Here is an 18,597-nt window from a genome sequence, read left to right as displayed (position 1 = left end):
GCCATCAGTCGCCCCTGGGGTCGAGCGCGTCGCGCAACCCGTCGCCCAGCAGGTTGAACCCGAACACCACCAGGAAGATCGCCACGCCCGGCCAGACCGACATCCACGGGGCCTGCACCAGGAAGTTCTTGGCGATGCTGAGCATGCTGCCCCAGCTCGGGTCCGGCGGCTGCTGGCCGAGGCCGAGGAACGACAGGCTGGCCTCGGCGATGATCGCGGTCGCGATCGTGAGGGTCGACTGCACCAGCAGCGGCGGAAAGATGTTCGGCAGGATATAGCGCAGCACGATGCGGGTGTGCGCCAGCCCGACCGCCCGGGCGCCGTCGACGTATTCCTCGGCCTTCACCACCAGGGTCTGGCCGCGCGCCAGCCGCACGAAGATCGGCGCCGCCGACAGGCCGATGGCGATCATCGCGTTGGTCAGGCTCGGCCCGAGGAACGCCGCGAACGCGATCGCCAGGATCAGGAACGGGCAGGACAGCACCGCCTCGTTGCACCGCGAGATCACGGTGTCGACCCAGCCACCGGCATAGCCGGCGAGCACGCCCAGCGGCACGCCGAGCGCCAGTGCGAACGCGACCGACACGACACCGGCCAGCAGCGAGGTCCGGGCCCCCCAGACCAGCCGCGAGAACACGTCGCGCCCGATCTCGTCGGTTCCCATCAGGTGCGCCCACGACGGCGCCTTGCGCACCGCCATCCAGTCGGTGGCCATCGGCTCGTGGGTGGCGAACAGCGGCGCGCCGACGGCCAGCACCACGAAGAACGCGATCAGCGCGCCGCCGATCAGCGCGCCGCGGTGGCGCAGCAGCCTACGGCCGGCCCGCGAGCGGATGCGCAGACCGAAGACGGAGGGAACGGTTGCGGCGGTCTCGGCCATGGCGCTACGCCCGGATCCGCGGGTTGAGGAAGAAGTACGCCATATCGGCGACCAGGTTGAGCAGGATGAAGGCGAGCGAGCTGCACAGCACCACGCCCTGGACGACCGCGTAGTCGCGGTTGAACACCGCGTCGACGATCTGCTTGCCGAAGCCCGGGATGGTGAACACCTGCTCGGTCAGCACCGCGCCGGCCAGCAGCTCGCCGAGCTGCAGGGTGCCGATGGTGACCACCGGGATCAGCGCGTTGCGGAAGGCGTGGCGCAGGATTACGAAGCGCTCGCGCACCCCCTTGGCGCGCGCGGTCCGGACGTAGTCCGAGCGCAGCACCTCGAGCATGGCGCTGCGGGTGTGGCGCATCATGGTGGCCGCGATCGCGGTGCCGAGCACGAACGCCGGCATGATCATGGTCTTGAGGTTCTGCACCGGGTCGTCGAACGGGCTCTCGTAGCCCGAGGCCGGCAGCCAGCCGAGCTTGACCGAGACCAGCAGGATCAGCAGCACGCCGAGCCAGAAGTTCGGGATCGACAGCCCCGACAGCGCCGTCACGTTGGCCAGCCAGTCGAGCGGCGTGCCGCGCTTGAGCGCCGACAGCACGCCCATCGGGATGCCGATCAGCAGGGCGATGGCGATCGCCATCAGCGCCAGCTGGATGGTCACCGGCAGCTTCTGCACGAGCAGCTCCGTGACCGGGATGTTGGTGCGCAGGGAGATCCCGAGATCGCCCTTGAGCACCCCGCCCATCCAGTAGCCGTACTGCACCCAGATCGGCTCGTTCAGATGATACTTCTCGCGGATATAGGCGATCGACTCGGGGTCGCGCTCCTCGCCGGCGAGCGCCAGCGCCGGGTCGCCCGGCAGCATCTGCTGCAGCGCGAACACGAACATCGAGACCAGCACCACGGTCGGCACGATGCCGACGAGACGGCGAAGGAAATAGGCGAGCACCGGCCGCTCCCCAGAGCGTGAAACGGAGAGAAGAGCCGGGCGGCCCAGGGGACCGCCCGGCCCGCGGCCTCAGGAGGCCTTCTTCATGCCCTCGAGCCGGATCATGGCATCCGGATAGGGCTTGTAGCCCTGCAGCTTGCTGCTCAGCGCCCAGATCCACTTCGGGTGGTAGAGGTAGATGATCGGCCGCTCGCGATCGAGGATCTCGATGGCCGAGGCGTAGAGCTTCTTGCGCTCCGCCACGTCGTTGGTCTGGCGCGCCGCGTCCAGCAGCTTGTCGACCTCGGGATTGCAGTACTTGGTGTCGTTGATGCCGCCCTTGCAGGTCGCGAAGGCGTGGATGTTGCCGTCCGGATCGACGCGGCCCGACCAGCCGACCTCGGTCGCCTGGTAGTTGCCGGCCGACTGCTCCTTCAGCATGGTCGCGAACTCGGTCGCGCGCAGCTTGACGTCGAAGCCGGCCTCGGCCGCCATTGCCTGGATGACCTGGGCGGCCCGGGTCATGTCCGGGTTGTTCGGGAACTGCATCTCGAACGAGAAGCCCTCGGCCCCGGCCTCCTTCAGCAGCGCCTTGGCCTTGGCCACGTCACGCGCCGGCACCGGGATCGCCTGGTTGTAGAACTGGCTCTGCGGCGAGACGAACTGGTTGCCCGGCAGGTGGGCGCCGTCGAACACCACCTGGTTCAGCGCCGCGCGGTCGATCGACAGCTCCAGCGCCTTGCGGACCCGCGGGTCCTGGCCGAGCGGGGTCTTCGAGCGCTCGCCGTTGTTGTTGTTGATGGTGATGCCCTGGTAGCCGAGGCCGACCACGTCGACGACCTGCAGCTTGGAGTCGGCCTTGACGGTGGCGATGTCCGGCGGCGACAGCCGCTCGAGCATGTCGAGGTCGCCGGCCTGCAGGTTGGCGAGCCGGACCGTCGAGTCCGGGATCGTCCGGTAGATCACCTGGTCGAAATGGATGTTCGCGGCGTTCCAATGGGCCGGGAACTTCTCCAGCACGATGCGGTCCTGCTGCACCCGCTCGACGAACTTGAACGGGCCCGAGCACACCAGCTTGGCGCCCAGGCCGGCGCCGGCCTCGGCCGCCGCCTTCGGCGACACCATCATGCCGGCGCGGTCGGACAGGGTTGCCAGCAGCGTGGCGTCCGGCGCCTTGAGGTTGAAGCGGACGGTCAGCGGATCGACCACGTCGACGGTGTCGATCGACTTCACCTCGGACTTTCGGCGCGACTCCGGCAGGGTCTTGGAGCGCTCGATGTTCGCCTTCACCGCGGCGGCGTCGAACTTCTCGCCGTCGTGGAAGGTGACGCCGTCACGCAGCTTCATGGTCAGGGTCTTGCCGCCATCCGACCACTCCCACGCGGTGGCGAGCTGCGGCACGAAGTTCAGGTCCGGGTCGATGTCGACCAGCTTGTCGCACAGCGCGGTGTAGACGATCCGCCCCACGAAGGTGCGCGACTGGTCCGGATCGAGCACGTCCGGATCGTCGGCGAGACCGATCCTGAGGGTCTCGGCCGACGCGGCCGAGCCGATGAGCATCATGCCGGCCGCGACGGCCAGCGACAGTTTCCGGGTCATGGTCTCTCTTCCACCTCCGTGTTGCCTAAGCGTTGACCCCCGTCACTCCGGCAGGCCGCCGGCCAACGGCGGCATCCCCTCGATGACGTTGTTGACGTGCTCGGCCAGCGCCGCTGCCGCCCGGTCGGGGCAGCCGCTGTCGAGAGCCTCCACGATCGGCCAATGCCAACGGGCCGACTGCAGCAGGGAACGGGCCCGTGCCGGGTTCGTGAGCGCCGCCCGGTGCACGTGCAGGAAGCAGCGTGTCAGGATCGGCTCCAGCGACGGCAGTTCGGCCCGCTCGAAGATCGCCAGGTGGAAGGCGCGGTCCAGCTCGGTGAGCGCGAACAGGTCCTCGCTCCCGGCCGCGGCTTCCATCTCGGCGATCAGCCCGGCGAGCCGATCACGCATCTCCCGGTCGAACCCGGCGACGGCGCGGCGGGCGCCGCTGGTCTCCAGCCGCAGCCGGACCGCGACCATCTCGCGCGCCTCGTCCATCGAGGTGGTCGCGACCACGGTTCCGCGGTAGCCGTTGCGGACCACCAGCCCGGCCTCCTCCAGCTTCATCAGCGCTTCGCGCACCGGCGCCTGGCTCGAGCCGAACTCGGCGGCCAGTTGGGTCTCGACCAGCGGCGTGCCCGGCTCCAGCCGGCCGGTCACGATCAGCCGCTGCAGCGCCTCTTGAATCGCCTGCCGTTTGTTCGACGACGGAAACGGGTTGATTCCACCCGCTTCCAAGGCTTCCGCCACCGACATCCCGCCCCCTTTGCATTAGCAAGTGCGAAATAGTGATATCGATATTGAAACCCGGTCAAGCGCGCTGATGCCCGCGGTTTGCGGCATTCCGACATACGGAACCACGTTCCGCGGAGTTGATCCCCCGGTCGCCGCGTGGGATAGGTTCAGGAAGCGAGGCGCAAAAGCGTCCAGTCGAGGGAGGTCCGATGTTCGATCGTCATTTCGGTGTCTGGCCGAAGGGGCTGCCGCACAGCCTCACCCCACCGGCGACGACCCTTTCGGAGAACCTGACGGTGGCCGCCCGGCGGTTCCCGGACAAGGTGGCGATCCACTACTACGGCACCCGGATCTCCTGGACCGAGCTCGACCGCGCGACCGACCGGTTGGCCGGCTGGCTGAGCGCCGTCGCCGGCGTCGGCAAGGGCGACCGGGTCATCCTGTTCATGCAGAACAGCCCGCAGTTCGTGATCGGCTACTACGCCATCCTGCGGGCCAACGCGGTGGTGGTGCCGGTCAACACCATGAGCAAGATCGAGGAGCTCCGGCACATCGTCGCCGACACCGATGCCGCCGCCGCGGTCGTCGGCCAGGAGATGCTGGACGTGGTGGCGCCGCTGGTCGGCGAAACTCCGTTGAAGCACGTCGTGGTGGGCTGCTACGGCGACTACGTGCGCGAGGCGACCGACCTGGAGCTGCCAGAGGCGGTCGCCGCCCCGCGCCGCCCGGTCGACGGGCCGGGCATGGTCGCGTGGGAGGCGGTGATGGCCTCCGACCATCCGGTGCCGCCGCTGACGGTCGGGCTCGACGACTGGTGCGTGCTGCCGTTCAGCTCCGGCACCACCGGCCGGCCGAAGGGCTGCCTGCACACCCATCGGACGGTCGGGTTCACCATGTACGGGAACCTGGTTTGGAGCCCGAGCGGCCCGGAGTCGGTGTCGCTGGTCAGCCTGCCGCTGTTCCACGTGACCGGCATGCAGAACTCGATGAACATGCTGGTCTACCAGGGCGCCACCATGGTCATGATGACCCGCTGGAACCGCCGTACCGCGGCCGCGCTGATCGCCCGCCACCAGGTGTCGCACTGGCGTTGCATCACCACCATGTGCGTCGACCTGCTGTCCGACCCGGAGGCCGGCAGCTTCGACCTGTCGTCGCTGGTCGCGGTCAGCGGCGGCGGCGCCCAGATGCCGGCGGCAGTCGCCGACCGGCTGCACGCGCTGACCGGGATCGAGTACCTGGAAGGCTACGGCCTGACCGAGACCATCGCGCCGACCCACATCAACCCGGTCGGCCGCTCGAAGCGGCAGTGCGGGGGCATCCCGTTCTTCGACACCGACGCCCGCGTGGTCGACCCCGAGACCCTGGCCGAGCTGGGGCCGGAGGCGGTCGGCGAGATCGTGGTGTCCGGCCCGCAGGTGTTCCTCGGCTACTGGAATCGGCCGGACGATACCGCGGCGGTGTTCTTCGAGCGCGACGGCAAGCGGTTCTTCCGGACCGGCGACCTCGGCTACTACGACGACGAGGGCTATTTCTTCCTGGTCGACCGCCTGAAGCGGATGATCAACGCCTCCGGATTCAAGGTCTGGCCGGCCGAGGTCGAGGCCATGATGTACGAGCACCCGGGGATCCAGGAGGTCTGCGTCATCGCCACTCCGGATCCGCGCCGCGGCGAGACCGTGAAGGCGGTGGTGGTCCCGCGCAACGGCGCCTCGCCGACGGCCGAGGACATCCAGTCCTGGTGTCGCGAGCGCATGGCCGCCTATAAGGTCCCGGCCGTGATCGAGTTTTCCGGCAGCCTCCCGAAATCCCCGACCGGCAAGGTGCAGTGGCGGGTGCTGCAGGACCAGGAGAACCAGGCCCGCGCCGCAACAAGCTGAGCCGACCGCATGCCGAGACGACCGAGCAACCCGCGACTGGCAAACATCGAGGACTGGCGCCACGGCGCCGAGGCCGACCCGGGGTTCGTCACCGCCCTGGCACGCGGTCTCGAGATCCTGCGGGCCTTCGGCCGCGACGACCGCTACCTCGGCAACGGCGAACTGGCCAAGCGCACCGGCATCCCGAAGTCGACGGTCTCCCGCCTCACCCAGACCCTGACCTCCCTCGGCTATCTCCGGTATGTCGACCAGATCGAGCGCTACCAACTCGGCCCGGGCGTGCTGGCGCTCGGCTACCGCTACCTCGCCGGCAACGGCGTGCGCGACATCGCCCACCCGCACATGCAGGCGCTCGCCGACTCGACCGACTGCTCGGTGGCGCTCGGCTCCGGCGACCGCTCGGAGATGGTCTACATCGACGTCTGCCAGGGCCGCGGCCCGCTGATCCTGCGGCTCGACGTCGGCGCCCGCATCCCGATGCCCGTCACCTCCATGGGCCGGGCCTACATCGCCGGCCTGCCCGAGGCCGACCGCGAGGCCGTGCTGGCCCGCCTGCAGGCCCACCACGGCGACGAATGGCCGTTCCTCCGCAAGGGCCTGGAGGAGGCGCTGAAGTTCTACGCCGACCACGGCTACTGCGTCTCCGAAGGCGACTGGAACCGCGACGTCGCCTCGGCCGGCGTGCCGCTGGTGCTGGAGGGCGGTGCCCACGTGCTGGCGTTCAACTGCGGCGGCTCGTCCCTGCGCCTGACCCGCAGCGTGCTGGAGCGCACGGTCGGCCCGCGGCTGGTGGAAACCGTACGACTGGTCGAGCACGACCTGGCGGGCGCCCCGACCGCCACCGCCGGCTTCCGGCCGCGCGAGCCCGGGACGTGAGCCGACGACGCCCGTCGCTCCGTGGGTCCCGGCTCGGCCGCGCCGGAGCGGCGCACCCGTCCGGAATGACGTCAGTGGAAAGAGCCGGAGCATCCTCCTTCCCGACGTCATCCCGGGCCGGGTCGCCGGAGGCGGGACGGAACCGGAACCTACCCGCGCCGTCGGGTGCGGATCGATCAATTCCGTCATTCGGAACACTGTTCCAATTTTCTTGAAGCCGTGTCTGACCCAGTCTATGTGATCGAAAAAGCCGACCCTCGGGAGGAACCATGACTGATGCCGTCCGCTACAGCCGCGAAGGGGCCATCGGCCTGATCGAGGTCGTCAACCCGCCGGTCAACGCGCTCGGCCAGGCGGTGCGTGCCGGCATCAGCGCGGCCATCAGGCAGGGCATCGCGGATCCGGACGCCAAGGTCCTGGTGATCTACGGCGAGGGCCGCACCTTCATGGCCGGCGCCGACATCCGCGAGTTCGGCAAGCCGCCGATGCCGCCGATCCTGGGCGAGGTCATCAACGAGATCGAGGCCTGCCCGAAGCCGACGGTCGCGGCGATCCACGGCACCGCGCTCGGCGGCGGGCTGGAGACCGCGCTCGGCTGCCGGTTCCGGGTGGCGCTGAAGGGCTCGAAGGTCGGCCTGCCCGAGGTCAAGCTCGGCATCATCCCGGGCGCCGGCGGCACCCAGCGCCTGCCGCGGGTCGCCGGCGTGGCGAACGCGCTGGAGATGATCACCAGCGGCCGTCACGTCCCGGTCGAGGAGGCGCTGACCCTCGGCATCGTCGACGCGGTGGTCGACGGCACCGACGTCAAGGCCGCCGGCATCGCCTTCGCCCGGCGCGTAGTCGACGAGGGCCTCGACGCCCCGGCGGTGCGCGACCGCGACGACAAGCTGGCGGCGGCCCGCGCCGACCGCTCGATCTTCGAGGAAACCCGCCGGAAGCTGGCGAGGTCGATGCGCGGCCGGATGTCGCCGCAGAAGGCCGTGGACGCCGTCGAGGCGGCGGTCGACTTGGCCATCGACCAGGGCCTGAAGCGCGAGCGCGAGCTGATCACCGAGTGCATGGAATCCTCGCAGCGCGCCGGCCTGGTGCACGCGTTCTTCGGCGAGCGCGAGGTCGCCAAGGTGCCGGGCATGTCGAAGGACGTGCCGGTACGCCCGGTGAAGAAGGCGGCGGTGATCGGCGCCGGCACCATGGGCGGCGGCATCGCCATGTGCTTCGCCAACGCCGGCATCCCGGTGACCGTGGTCGAGACCAGCCAGGAGGCGCTCGACCGCGGCCTCGGCCGGGTCCGCAACAACTACGACATCAGCGCCAGGCGCGGCCGCTACACGCCCGAGCAGGTCGACGGGCTGATGGCCCTGTTCACCCCGGCCCTCGACCTGGCGGCGGTCGCCGAGGCCGACATCGTCATCGAGGCGGTGTTCGAGAGCATGGACGTGAAGAAGGAGGTGTTCCGCAAGCTCGACGCGGTCGCCAAGCCCGGTGCCGTGCTGGCCACCAACACCTCCTACCTGGACGTCGACGAGATCGCCGCCGTCACTTCGCGGCCGGCCGACGTTCTGGGCATGCACTTCTTCAGCCCGGCCAACGTGATGAAGCTGCTGGAGGTGGTGCGCGGCGCGAAGACCGCCGACGATGCGCTGAAGACCGCGCTGGAGATCGGCCGCAAGCTTGGCAAGGTCGCGGTCGTCGCCGGGGTCTGCGACGGGTTCATCGGCAACCGCATGCTGAAGACCTACAAGACCCAGATGGACTACGTGATGGAGGACGGCGCCCTGCCGCAGGAGATCGATGCCGCGATCACCGGCTTCGGCTTCCCGATGGGGCTGTACGCCATGGGCGATCTCGCCGGTCTCGACATCGGCTACATGACCCGGCGGCGGGAGGACGCCACGCGCCCGGCCGACGCCCGCTACGTGGCGATCGCCGACCGGCTGTACGAACTCGGCCGGCTCGGCCAGAAAACCGGCGCCGGCTGGTACCGCTACGAGGACGGCCGCACCCCGATCCCGGACCCGGAGGTCGAGGCGATCATCCTCGAGGAGTCGGGCAAGAAGGGCATCAACCGCCGCGCCTTCGGCGCCGACGAGATCCTGACCCGGGCGCTGTGCGCGCTGGTCAACGAGGGTGCCAAGGTGCTGGCCGAGGGCATCGCGCTCAGGCCGGTCGACATCGATATGGTCTGGCTGTTCGGCTACGGCTTCCCGGCCTACGAGGGCGGCCCGATGTTCTGGGCCGACCGGCGCGGCCTCGACAAGGTGCTGGCCGACATCCGCGGCTTCGCCGACCACGACCCGAAGAGCTGGCAGCCGGCGCCGCTGCTGGTCGAGCTCGCCGAGGCCGGCCGGACCTTCAAGGAATGGAGCGACGCCCGATGAGGGAAGGAGGACGCCCATGGACCTGAACTTCACCCCCGAGGAACAGGCGTTCCGCGACGAGGTCCGCGCGTTCATGCGGACCGACCTGCCGGCCGACGTGGCCGCCAAGGTCAAGGGCGGCAAGCGGCTGACCCGCGACGACCACGTGCGCTGGATGACAGCGCTGTCGAAGCGCGGCTGGCTCGGGGTCAACTGGCCGACCGAGTACGGCGGCACCGGCTGGTCGCCGGTGCAGCGCCACATCTTCGAGGAGGAGTGCGCCGCCGCCGGCGGGCCGCGCATCATCGCGTTCGGCGTCAACATGGTGGCGCCGGTGATCATGAAGTTCGGCACCGCCGAGCAGAAGGCGCACTACCTGCCGCGCATCCTCGACCTGACCGACTGGTGGTGCCAGGGCTACTCCGAGCCCGGCGCCGGCTCCGACCTCGCGTCCCTGAAGACCCGGGCGGTGCGCGACGGCGACCACTACGTGGTCAACGGCCAGAAGACCTGGACCACGCTCGGCCAGCACGCCGACTGGATCTTCTGCCTGGTGCGCACCGACCCGCAGGCCGCCAAGCCGCAGGAGGGCATCTCGTTCCTGCTGATCGACATGAAGACCCCCGGCATCACCGTGCGCCCGATCATCCTGCTGGACGGCGAGCACGAGGTGAACGAGGTGTTCTTCGACGACGTCCGGGTGCCGGTCGGCAACCGGATCGGCGAGGAGAACCTGGGGTGGACCTACGCCAAGTACCTGCTGACCCACGAGCGCACCAACATCGCCGGCGTCGGCCTGTCGAAGGAGGCGCTGCGCCACCTCAAGACCATCGCCCGCGACCAGCTCAAGAACGGCCGACCGCTGATCGAGGACCCGATCTTCCGGGCCCGCATGGCGCAGATCGAGATCGACCTGATGGCGCTCGAGATGACCAATTTGCGGGTGCTGGCCGACGTCCAGGCCGGCGGCGCGCCGGGGGCCGAGAGCTCGATCCTGAAGATCAAGGGCACCGAGGTGCGGCAGGCGATCACCGACCTCGCCCGCCGGGCGCTCGGCCCGTACGCCCTGCCGTTCCAGTCGGAGGCGCTGGACGGCGGCTTCAACGGCGAGCCGATCGGCCCCGGCTACGCCGCCCCGGTGGCTGCGCACTACTTCAACATGCGCAAGCTGTCGATCTTCGGCGGCTCGAACGAGATCCAGAAGAACATCATCGCCAAGGCCAGCCTGGGGCTGTGAGGGGCCTGCGACGCCTGTCACGTCATGGGTTCCGGCTCTGCGCGACGATGTCGCTTCGGCCGGAATGACGAAGAGGAGGCAGGGACCGGGAGCATTGTCACCCCTCCCCTTCGTCATTCCGGGGCGGATCGCCGCAGGCGAGACGGATCCGGAACCCACGGCGCGACGGGCGCGGCCGAGAGACAAGGCCGAGAGACACTGAGGAAGGAACGCCCATGGACTTCTCGCTGTCGGAGGAGCAGCGGCTCCTGAAGGAGACCGTCGACCGGCTGGTCCGCGACCGGTACGGCTTCGAGGCGCGGCAGGCGGCGGCGGCCTCCGAGCAGGGCTTCAGCCGCGCCATGTGGGCGACCTTCGCCGAACTCGGCCTGCTGGCGGTGCCGTTCCCGGAGGCGGTCGGCGGGCTCGGCGGCGGCGGCGTCGACCTGATGGTGGTCGCCGAGGCGTTCGGCCGCGGCCTGGTGGTCGAGCCCTACCTGGCGACCGTCGTGCTCGGCGGCAGTCTGGTCGAACTGGCCGGCTCGGACGAGCAGAAGGCCCACATCCTCGGCCACGTCGTCGCCGGCGAGAAGCTGCTGGCGTTTGCCCATGGCGAGCCGGACGGGCGCTACGACCTCGCCCATGTCGGAACCCGGGCCGAAGAGAGCGGCGACGGCTGGCGCCTGACCGGCCGCAAGTCGGTGGTGATCAACGGCGACGCCGCCGACACGCTGATCGTGTCGGCCCGCACCGCCGGCGGCACCGGCGACGAAGCCGGCATCGGCCTGTTCCTGGTGGCCAGCGACGCCGCCGGCCTGACCGTGCACGGCAACCCGACGATCGACGGCGGCCGCTCGGCCGAGGTGGTGCTGGACGGCGTCGCCGCCGAGCCGTTGGGCGAGCCGGGTGCCGCCTTCCCCGCCATCGAGGCGGCGGTGGCGCGCGGCATCGCGGCGCTGTGCGCCGAGGCGGTCGGGGCGATGGAGGTGGCCTGCGAGACCACGCTGGACTACCTGAAGACCCGCAAGCAGTTCGGCCGACCGATCGGCTCGTTCCAGGCGCTGCAGCACCGCATGGTCGACATGCGCACCGAGCTGGAGCAGGCCCGCTCGATGGCGATCCTGGCGGCCGCCAAGCTGGGAGCGGACCGGGTCGAGCGCGAGCGCACGGTCAGCGCCGCCAAGGTCACGATCGGCCGCGCCGCCCACCACGTCGCCGAGGAGGCGATCCAGCTGCACGGCGGCATCGCCATGACCTGGGAATACGCGCTGTCGCACTACGCCAAGCGACTGGTGATGATCGACCACCTTCTCGGCGACGTCGACTTCCATACCGAGCGGTTCATCGCCCTGACCGACGGCACCGCGGCATGAGCCGGGGGCCGGCCGGTTCGGTGCTCCTCCCGGACGGCTCGCGGCCGTACAAGCGAACGCCGGTCTTCACGGAATCGACCGTCCCTGCGGCGCTGCGTGCGGACCACAGCACCAAGGCGGGCGTGTGGGGACTGCTCCAGGTGAACGCCGGAAGCCTGACCTACGTGGTCGCCGAAACCGGTGAGGAAACGGTCCTTGACGCCGGGGCCAGCGCGGTGATCAGGCCGCAGGAGCGGCACCGGGTGGTGATCGACGGGCCGGTCGAGTTCTTCGTCGAGTTCCACCGGGTCGGCGGCGGGTAACGGTCCGTCCTCTTCCGGGCGACGCAGTACCGCCGCCTTGCTGCCCGGCATGCGCACCGGGCGGCTCATCGCCCTGACCGACGCCAGCGAAGCCGCGTAATCCAGCTCAGGAACTACGCCGTCGACCGGATGCAGGCCAGCAGGGTCCGCAGCGACTCGCGGGCCCGCCGGTCGGCGAGGCGCGAGCACTGGATCACCTCGCCAGTCGGCAGCGGCGGCAGCCCGAGCCGCAATCCGGCGTCGACGGTGCCTGGCGGCGCCACCCGGCGGCAGAGTGCCGCGACCGCCAGCCCGGCCGAGACGGCGGCGCCGACGGTGGCGACGCCGCCGCCGACGAACACCTCGCGCCACGGGATGCCGGCGGCGTCGAGGGCGGCGACCGCCATGCTGCGGACGCTGCACGGCTCGGCCTGGGTCGCCAGCCGCAGCGGCTCGCCGCCCGGCTGCCGGAAGTCCGGGGCCGCCATCCAGCCGAATCCCTCCTCCATCACGATCTCGGCGTCGCGCCGCGGGTTGCCGTGGCGCAGCACGATCGCCGCGTCCAGGTCGCCGCGGTCGAACGCCTCCAGCACGTCGCGCGAGGCGGCGATCCGCATGTCGACGACCAGGCTGGGCTCGGACTCGCTCATGCGCTTCAGCAGGCGCGGCAGTTCGGCACCGACGATGTGATGGCTGATGCCGACCGTCAGGCGCCGCGTGGTCTCGGCGAACGACGCCTGCGCCGCGTCATGGGCGGCCAGCAGCGCCCGGGCCGGCTCCAGGAACACGTCGCCTTCGCGCGACAGCCTGACCAGCCGCGGCGTGCGCTCGAGCAACCGCCGGCCCAGCCCGTCCTCCAGCCGCTTGACCTTCAGGCTGACCGCCGACTGCGTCATGCCCATGGCCTCGCCGGTGCGGGTGAAGCTCTTCAGGTCGGCGACCAGCACGAAGGCTCGGACCGCCTCGATATCCAGCGTGTCCACGGCATTCCGTCCATTTCCAACTCAAATCATTGAAACCCAATTCCCGCGGATTTCGCAATGAGAGGGCGAACCCTAGGCTTCCCGGACGAGCGCGCCGATGCGGGGCGCAGTTCCTCTCGACGGGAGACACGACCGTGCTGATCGCCCACTACGCCCACCGCCTGCCGGCGGCCTACGACCTCGGCCTGATCCGGACGCGCGTCCAGGCGCGCGGCGCCCTCTGGTCGGCGGTGCCGGAGCTGCATTTCAAGGCGTTCCTGGTTCGCGAGGCCGGCCGCTACGGCGCCGCCGCCAACGAGTACTCGTCGCTGTACCTGTGGCGCCGGGCCGACGCCTTCCGGGACTTCCTGACCGACGGACGCTTCAAGGTGGTCACCGACGCGTTCGGCCGCCCGCCGATCCGGACCTGGGTCGGCCTGGACGCCCGCCGCGGCCTCGGCAGCGAGGCCCGGTTCGCGGTGCTCCGGGAGGCCGACCTGCCGGTCGACGCCGACCTTACCGACGCCCTGGCGGCGGAGGCGGCATGGTGCCGGAAGGTTTCGGCAGAGCCGGACGTCGTGGTCGCGACCGCCGGGCTGGATGCCGGCAACTGGCGGACGCTGCGGGTCGTCGTCACGGAGAGCGAGCCTGACGGCACGAGGCCCGGCACATGGTACGAGGTCGGCCACCTCGCCCAGCCGCTGCTCGCGTCCCTGGCGCATGGAGAGGACGCCGGCTGACCCGCCTGCCGTTGCGTCCCCTACCCCAGTCGCTCCACGCAGTACCACGCACCGCGGTCGAACAGCCCTTCCAGGGCGCCGGTGACCGCGGTCACGAATGCCGGGTTCGCCGGCAGGTCGTCGCCGAACACCTCGCGCACCGACAGCAGCGCCGGCGCCAGGCGGCCGGCGACCGGGCCGGCCTCCTCGGCCAGCCGCCGCAGCCGCTCGGCCAGGGGGTCGCGCACGTCGATCGGGGCGCCGGTCTCGTCGACGCCGCGTACGTAGCGCATCCACGCCGCCACGCCGAGCGCCAGCCGGTCGAACGGCGCGCCGGCGGCCAGCCGGTCGCGGATCGTCACCAGGATGCGCTGCGGCAGCTTCTGGCTGCCGTCCATGGCGATCTGCCAGGTCCGGTGCCTGAGCGCCGGATTGGCGAACCGGGCCAGCAGCGCCGCCTTGTAGCCGGCCAGGTCGGCGCCGGCCGGCATGCGCAGGGTCGGGGTCACCTCGTCGTCCATCAGCGCCCCGACGAACCGCTCGAAGGCCGGGTCGGCGATCGTCTCGGCCACCGTCTGGTAGCCGGCGAGGTAGCCGAGATAGGCGATGCAGGAATGGCTGGCGTTCAGCAGCCGCAGCTTCATCGCCTCGTAGGGCCGCACGTCGGCCACCGGCTCGGCGCCGAAATCCTCCCAGGCCGGGCGGCCGGTCGGGAACCGGTCCTCGAACACCCACTGGGTGAACGGCTCGGTCACCACCGGGGCGGCGTCCTCGACGCCGAGCGCCGCGGAGATCCGGATGCGGTCGTCGGCCGTGGTCGCCGGCACGATGCGGTCGACCATCGAGCTCGGGCACGACACGTTGTCGGCGATCCAGTGGTCCAGGTCCGGCTCCAGCATGGCCGCGTAGGCCCGCAGGATGCTGCCCGTCACCTCGCCGTTGCCCGGCAGGTTGTCGCAGGACAGCACGCTGAACGGCGGCCGGCCGGCGGCACGGCGGCGGCGCAGCGCCTCGACCAGGAAGCCGGCGAGGGTACGCGGCTGGGTCGGGTTCAGCAGGTCGTGGCGGATGTCGGGATGGCTCGCGTCCAGCTCGCCGGTCGCCGGGTTGTGGCAATAGCCCTTCTCGGTGACCGTGGCCGTCACCACCCGGACCCGCGGGTCGACGAGCCGCGCCAGCACCACGGCCGGATCCTCGGGCGCGACCAGGGTCTCGACCACCGAGCCGACGACGCGCAACCGCTCGCCTTCCTCGTCGCGCACGCCGACGGTGTAGAGGCCGGCCTGCGGCGCCAGCGCGTCGCGGGTGTCGGGGCTGCGCAGCGACACCCCGCAGATGCCCCAGGCCCCCGGCACCGCGTTCAGGGCGTCGTCGGTGTAGACTGCCTGATGCGCCCGGTGGAACGCCCCGAGGCCGATATGGACGATGCCGACGTCGAGCCCGGCGCGGTCGTAGCGCGGGCGGGAGATGGCGGCGGGCAGTCCCGCGAGGGTGCCTGGGGAAAGACGGCCGGTCACAGTCGGTAAGCCTGCTTGGCGAGACGGTAGGCGAGGTCGGTGGCGACCTCGAGAGCCTCATCCTCGTCGATCCGGTGCTCGGCGACCAGCCGTGCCAGGAACGCGCAGTCGACGCGCCGGGCGACGTCGTGGCGGGCCGGGATCGAGGGGAAGGCCCGGGTGTCGTCGTTGAAGCCGACGGTGTTGTAGAAGCCGGCGGTCTCGGTGATGCGCTGGCGGTAGCGCCACATGCCCTCGGGGCTGTCGTGGAACCACCAGGGCGGGCCGAGCCGCAGCGCCGGATAGTGGCCGGCCAGCGGCGCCAGCTCGCGCGAGTAGGTGGTCTCGTCCAGGGTGAACAGGATCAGGGTCAGGCCCGGCTCGTTGCCGAACCGGTCGAGCAGCGGCCTGAGGTTGTCGACGAACTCCGAGCGCGTCGGGATGTCGTCGCCGCGGTTGGCGCCGAAGACCCGCTGCATCCAGGCGTTGTGGCCGCGCCGCACGCCGGAGTGCAGCTGCATGACCAGCCCGTCCTCCAGGCTCATGCGGGCCATCTCGGTCAGCATCTGGCCTCGGAACAGCTCGGCATCCTGGGGACCCGGCCGCCCCGCGGCGACCCGGTTGAACAGCACCTCGGCCTCGGCCGGCGGCAGGTCGGCGGTGAACGCGGTGGGGTGGCCGTGGTCGGTGGCGGTGGCGCCGGCCGCCATGAAGTCGCGGCGCCGGGCCGCCAGCGCCGCCAGGTACCCGCGCCAGGTGAATGTGTCCTCGCCGGTGATCCGGCCGAGCTCCTCCAGGTTGGCCACGAAGCCGGGGGTGTCCGGGTCGACCACGGTGTCGGGCCGGAACGTGGTCACCACCCGGCCCTGCCAGCCGGACTCGCGGATCGCCTTGTGGTGTTCCAGCGGGTCGAGCGCGCCCTCGGTGGTCGCCAGCGCCTCGATGCCGAAGCGCTCGAACAGCGCGCGCGGCCGGAACTCGGGCTTGGAGAGGCAGTCGGCGATGCGGTCGTAGATCGCGTCGGCGCTCTGCGGAGTCAGGCGCTCGGTGACGCCGAACACCTCGGCCAGCGCATGCTCCCACCACAGCCGGCTGGGAGTCGCCCGGAAGGCGTGCCAGTGCTCGGCCACCGTGCGCCAGATCCGTCGCGGATCCCCCTCGACGGGCCCTCCTTCGACCGTCGTGCCGTCGAGCCGCGGCACGCCGAGCTCCTCCAGCCGGACGCCCTGGCTGTACAGCATCCGCAGCACGTAGTGGTCCGGCACCACCAGCAGCTCGGCCGGGTTCGGGAACGGCTCGTCGTAGGCGAACCAGGCCGGGTCGGTGTGGCCGTGCGGACTGACGATCGGCAGGCCGGCGACCTCGGCGTACAGGCGCCGGGCGATCGAACGCTCGCCCGGGTCGGCCGGGAACAGGCGGTCCTCATGCATGACTGGGGCCTATCACATCAGGGCATTCGGGATAAACAGCACCAGCCCCGGCCAAAGGGTCAAGACGACGATCAGCGCGACTACGGCCCCGACGAACGGCAGCGATTCCACGACGTACTCCTCGACCGGACAGTCGAGCAGGCTGCACACCGTGTACATCGCCACGCCGACCGGCGGCGTCATCGAGCCGAGGGTGACCACCGTCATCATCAGGATGCCGAAATGCACGCCGTCGACGCCGAGCGGCTGCACGATCGGCAGGAAGATCGGGGTCAGCAGCAGCACCAGCACCGTGCTCTCGACGAACAGGCCGGCGACGAACAGGAACACCAGGATCAGCGCCACCACCAGCACCGGCTCCTCGGTCAGCGCGGTCAGCGCCGCGGCGACCGACTGCGGCGCCTGCTCGAAGATGATCGCGTAGCCGACCATGCCGGAGAACAGGATGATCAGCATGATCATGCCGGTGTCGACCACCGCCTCGGTCAGCGCCTCGGTCAGCCTCTTCCAGGTCAGCTCCCGGTGCAGCAGGAAGCCGACCACGGCGGCGTAGACCACGGCGAACGCCCCGACCTCGGACGGGGTGAACAGGCCGCCGCGGATCGCGAACAGCAGGGCCAGCGGAAACAGCAGCGCCCACTTGGCGTCGGCCACCGCGCGGCGGACATCGGCCAGGGACGGCGGCGCCTTGGCCTCGGCGCCGTAGCCGCGGCGGCGAGCGATCAGCCAGGCGGTGACCATCAGGAACGCCATCATCAGCAGGCCCGGCACGATCCCGGCCAGGAACAGCCGGCCGATCGAGACGTTGCCGACGAAGCCGTACAGGATCAGCCCGAGGCTCGGCGGGATGGTGGCGGTGATCAGCGAGCTGACGGCGATCACCGCGGCGGTGAAGCCCCGGGAGTACCCACGGGCGATCAGGCCGGGGCCGAGGATCCGCGCCTCCATCGCGGCGTCGGCGACGGCCGAGCCGGAGACCCCGCCCATCAGGGTCGACAGCACGATGCAGACCTGGGCCAGCCCGCCGGCCATCCACGAGACCAGCACGCTCGAGCAGGCGATCAGCCGGGAGGTGATGCCGGTCCGGTTCATCATGTGTCCGGCCAGCACGAAGAACGGCACCGCCAGCAGCGGGAAGCTCTGGGACGCCGAGGCGACCTGCTGGACGCCGATCGACGGCGGCATCGGCCCGGTCGCGAAGAACGTGAACCCGGCGATGCCGATGGCGAAAGCGATCGGCAGGCCGAGGATCATCAGCACGAAGAACGTGACGGCCAGCAAGGTCACGGCACCAGCTCCTCGATCTCGCCGCTGCTGCCGCCGGTGAAGATCGGGCGGGCCTCGGTGCGCAGCCTGCTCAGCGACTCCCAGGCCTGGCCGAGCAGGGTCAGGGCCAGCAGCACGCAGCCGGCAGGCACCGCGATCGTCACGAAGGCGTAGGGTATCCCGCTGTCGCCGAACAGCCGCTCCATGTTGAGCATGGTCAACCGGTAGCCGAGCACCGCCATGACCCCGAGAAACGCGATGCACACCGCCGCCAGCAGGGCGTCCAGGATCACCCGCGGCCGCCCGGGCAGGCGGCGGACCAGATAGTCGATGCCGATGTGGGCGCGCTTGCGCAGCGCCATGTCGGCCCCGAGGAAGCTGACCCACACGAACAGCAGCTGCGCCAGGTCGACCGACCAGACCAGCGGCTGGCCGAACCACCGCATGATGCCGGCGATGAACACCAGGAACACGATGACCGCGAGCAGGCCACCGGCGAGCCATGCCTCGACCCTGAGGAGCATGCCACTCATTCGTCGCCTCTATCGGAGTTGCGCGCCGCCGGGACACACGATAGCGCACTCGGATCGGGGTGCCCGTCGCGCCGTGGATCCCGGAGTCGT

Annotated in this window: 16 protein-coding genes; 7 read left to right on the top strand and 9 right to left on the bottom strand. The window is 70.6% G+C overall.

The window, feature by feature from the left end:
* Positions 1-4 precede the first annotated feature (4 nt).
* The 4 genes from IE246_RS13440 to IE246_RS13425 form a co-directional block, all read right to left on the bottom strand.
* The gene (locus IE246_RS13440) at positions 5-880 is read right to left on the bottom strand and encodes an ABC transporter permease (RefSeq protein ID WP_189990376.1); all 876 of its coding nucleotides are present in this window, start codon (positions 878-880) and stop codon (positions 5-7) included.
* 4 nt (positions 881-884) lie between these two features.
* Positions 885-1,826, bottom strand: a complete 942-nt coding sequence (locus tag IE246_RS13435) for an ABC transporter permease (protein ID WP_189990374.1) — start codon at positions 1,824-1,826, stop codon at positions 885-887.
* Between the two features lie 69 nt (positions 1,827-1,895).
* Positions 1,896-3,404: an ABC transporter substrate-binding protein gene (locus IE246_RS13430; protein WP_189990372.1), complete on the bottom strand. Its 1,509-nt coding sequence runs from the start codon at positions 3,402-3,404 to the stop codon at positions 1,896-1,898.
* Positions 3,405-3,446: 42 nt separating this feature from the next.
* A complete protein-coding gene (locus IE246_RS13425) occupies positions 3,447-4,133 on the bottom strand; it encodes a GntR family transcriptional regulator (protein ID WP_189990370.1) in 687 nt (228 codons plus the stop codon).
* 194 nt (positions 4,134-4,327) lie between these two features.
* On the opposite strand from IE246_RS13425, the gene IE246_RS13420 reads away from it, so the two are divergent.
* The 6 genes from IE246_RS13420 (at position 4,328) to IE246_RS13395 (ending at position 12,122) form a co-directional block, all read left to right on the top strand.
* Positions 4,328-5,998 carry a long-chain-fatty-acid--CoA ligase gene (locus tag IE246_RS13420; protein ID WP_189990369.1) on the top strand — a complete coding sequence of 557 codons (1,671 nt, stop codon included), beginning with the start codon at positions 4,328-4,330 and terminating at the stop codon, positions 5,996-5,998.
* Positions 5,999-6,007: 9 nt separating this feature from the next.
* Positions 6,008-6,874 carry an IclR family transcriptional regulator gene (locus IE246_RS13415; RefSeq protein WP_189990366.1) on the top strand — a complete coding sequence of 289 codons (867 nt, stop codon included), beginning with the start codon at positions 6,008-6,010 and terminating at the stop codon, positions 6,872-6,874.
* 269 nt (positions 6,875-7,143) lie between these two features.
* Complete coding sequence (locus IE246_RS13410; RefSeq protein WP_189990364.1) at positions 7,144-9,252, top strand: 3-hydroxyacyl-CoA dehydrogenase NAD-binding domain-containing protein; 2,109 nt, start codon at positions 7,144-7,146, stop codon at positions 9,250-9,252.
* Positions 9,253-9,268: 16 nt separating this feature from the next.
* Positions 9,269-10,468, top strand: coding sequence for an acyl-CoA dehydrogenase family protein (locus tag IE246_RS13405; protein ID WP_189990362.1), 1,200 nt, complete (start codon positions 9,269-9,271; stop codon positions 10,466-10,468).
* Between the two features lie 215 nt (positions 10,469-10,683).
* On the top strand, positions 10,684-11,820 hold the full coding sequence (locus tag IE246_RS13400) for an acyl-CoA dehydrogenase family protein (protein WP_189990359.1): 1,137 nt from the start codon (positions 10,684-10,686) through the stop codon (positions 11,818-11,820).
* On the top strand, positions 11,817-12,122 hold the full coding sequence (locus IE246_RS13395) for a TehB family protein (protein WP_189990357.1): 306 nt from the start codon (positions 11,817-11,819) through the stop codon (positions 12,120-12,122). Before IE246_RS13400 ends, IE246_RS13395 begins: the two co-directional genes overlap by 4 nt.
* A gap of 113 nt (positions 12,123-12,235) precedes the next feature.
* Here the strand turns inward: IE246_RS13395 and IE246_RS13390 are convergent, their stop codons facing one another.
* The gene (locus IE246_RS13390; RefSeq protein WP_189990355.1) at positions 12,236-13,084 is read right to left on the bottom strand and encodes a LysR substrate-binding domain-containing protein; all 849 of its coding nucleotides are present in this window, start codon (positions 13,082-13,084) and stop codon (positions 12,236-12,238) included.
* A 134-nt stretch (positions 13,085-13,218) separates the two neighbouring features.
* Here IE246_RS13390 and IE246_RS13385 point away from each other — a divergent pair, with 134 nt between their 5' ends.
* Positions 13,219-13,803, top strand: coding sequence for a DUF4865 family protein (locus IE246_RS13385; protein WP_189990352.1), 585 nt, complete (start codon positions 13,219-13,221; stop codon positions 13,801-13,803).
* 20 nt (positions 13,804-13,823) lie between these two features.
* Here the strand turns inward: IE246_RS13385 and IE246_RS13380 are convergent, their stop codons facing one another.
* From IE246_RS13380 to IE246_RS13365, 4 genes are read right to left on the bottom strand one after another with little or no spacing between them, the layout of a single operon-like run.
* Positions 13,824-15,299, bottom strand: a complete 1,476-nt coding sequence (locus IE246_RS13380) for a mannitol dehydrogenase family protein (RefSeq protein ID WP_189990350.1) — start codon at positions 15,297-15,299, stop codon at positions 13,824-13,826.
* Positions 15,296-16,708 (bottom strand): glucuronate isomerase, encoded by a 1,413-nt coding sequence (gene uxaC, locus IE246_RS13375; protein ID WP_189990348.1) that lies wholly within the window; start codon positions 16,706-16,708, stop codon positions 15,296-15,298. The genes IE246_RS13380 and uxaC overlap by 4 nt, the downstream gene beginning before the upstream one ends.
* Before the next feature lie 12 nt (positions 16,709-16,720).
* A complete protein-coding gene (locus IE246_RS13370; protein WP_189990346.1) occupies positions 16,721-17,995 on the bottom strand; it encodes a TRAP transporter large permease in 1,275 nt (424 codons plus the stop codon).
* Complete coding sequence (locus IE246_RS13365; RefSeq protein ID WP_189990344.1) at positions 17,992-18,507, bottom strand: TRAP transporter small permease; 516 nt, start codon at positions 18,505-18,507, stop codon at positions 17,992-17,994. The genes IE246_RS13370 and IE246_RS13365 overlap by 4 nt, the downstream gene beginning before the upstream one ends.
* Positions 18,508-18,597 lie beyond the last annotated feature (90 nt).

The organism is Thalassobaculum fulvum, from assembly GCF_014652915.1.
Lineage (GTDB): Bacteria > Pseudomonadota > Alphaproteobacteria > Thalassobaculales > Thalassobaculaceae > Thalassobaculum_A > Thalassobaculum_A fulvum.
This window is presented reverse-complemented; position numbering and strand designations above follow the sequence as displayed.

What these genes read in the sequence shown, in the direction of transcription:
- IE246_RS13430 (WP_189990372.1), bottom strand. Translation starts at nt 3,404, where the DNA reads ATGACCCGGAAACTGTCGCTGGCCGTCGCGGCCGGCATGATGCTCATC.
- IE246_RS13410 (WP_189990364.1), top strand. Translation starts at nt 7,144, where the DNA reads ATGACTGATGCCGTCCGCTACAGCCGCGAAGGGGCCATCGGCCTGATC.
- IE246_RS13420 (WP_189990369.1), top strand. Translation starts at nt 4,328, where the DNA reads ATGTTCGATCGTCATTTCGGTGTCTGGCCGAAGGGGCTGCCGCACAGC.
- IE246_RS13395 (WP_189990357.1), top strand. Translation starts at nt 11,817, where the DNA reads ATGAGCCGGGGGCCGGCCGGTTCGGTGCTCCTCCCGGACGGCTCGCGG.
- uxaC (WP_189990348.1), bottom strand. Translation starts at nt 16,708, where the DNA reads ATGCATGAGGACCGCCTGTTCCCGGCCGACCCGGGCGAGCGTTCGATC.
- IE246_RS13405 (WP_189990362.1), top strand. Translation starts at nt 9,269, where the DNA reads ATGGACCTGAACTTCACCCCCGAGGAACAGGCGTTCCGCGACGAGGTC.
- IE246_RS13440 (WP_189990376.1), bottom strand. Translation starts at nt 880, where the DNA reads ATGGCCGAGACCGCCGCAACCGTTCCCTCCGTCTTCGGTCTGCGCATC.
- IE246_RS13415 (WP_189990366.1), top strand. Translation starts at nt 6,008, where the DNA reads ATGCCGAGACGACCGAGCAACCCGCGACTGGCAAACATCGAGGACTGG.
- IE246_RS13400 (WP_189990359.1), top strand. Translation starts at nt 10,684, where the DNA reads ATGGACTTCTCGCTGTCGGAGGAGCAGCGGCTCCTGAAGGAGACCGTC.
- IE246_RS13365 (WP_189990344.1), bottom strand. Translation starts at nt 18,507, where the DNA reads ATGAGTGGCATGCTCCTCAGGGTCGAGGCATGGCTCGCCGGTGGCCTG.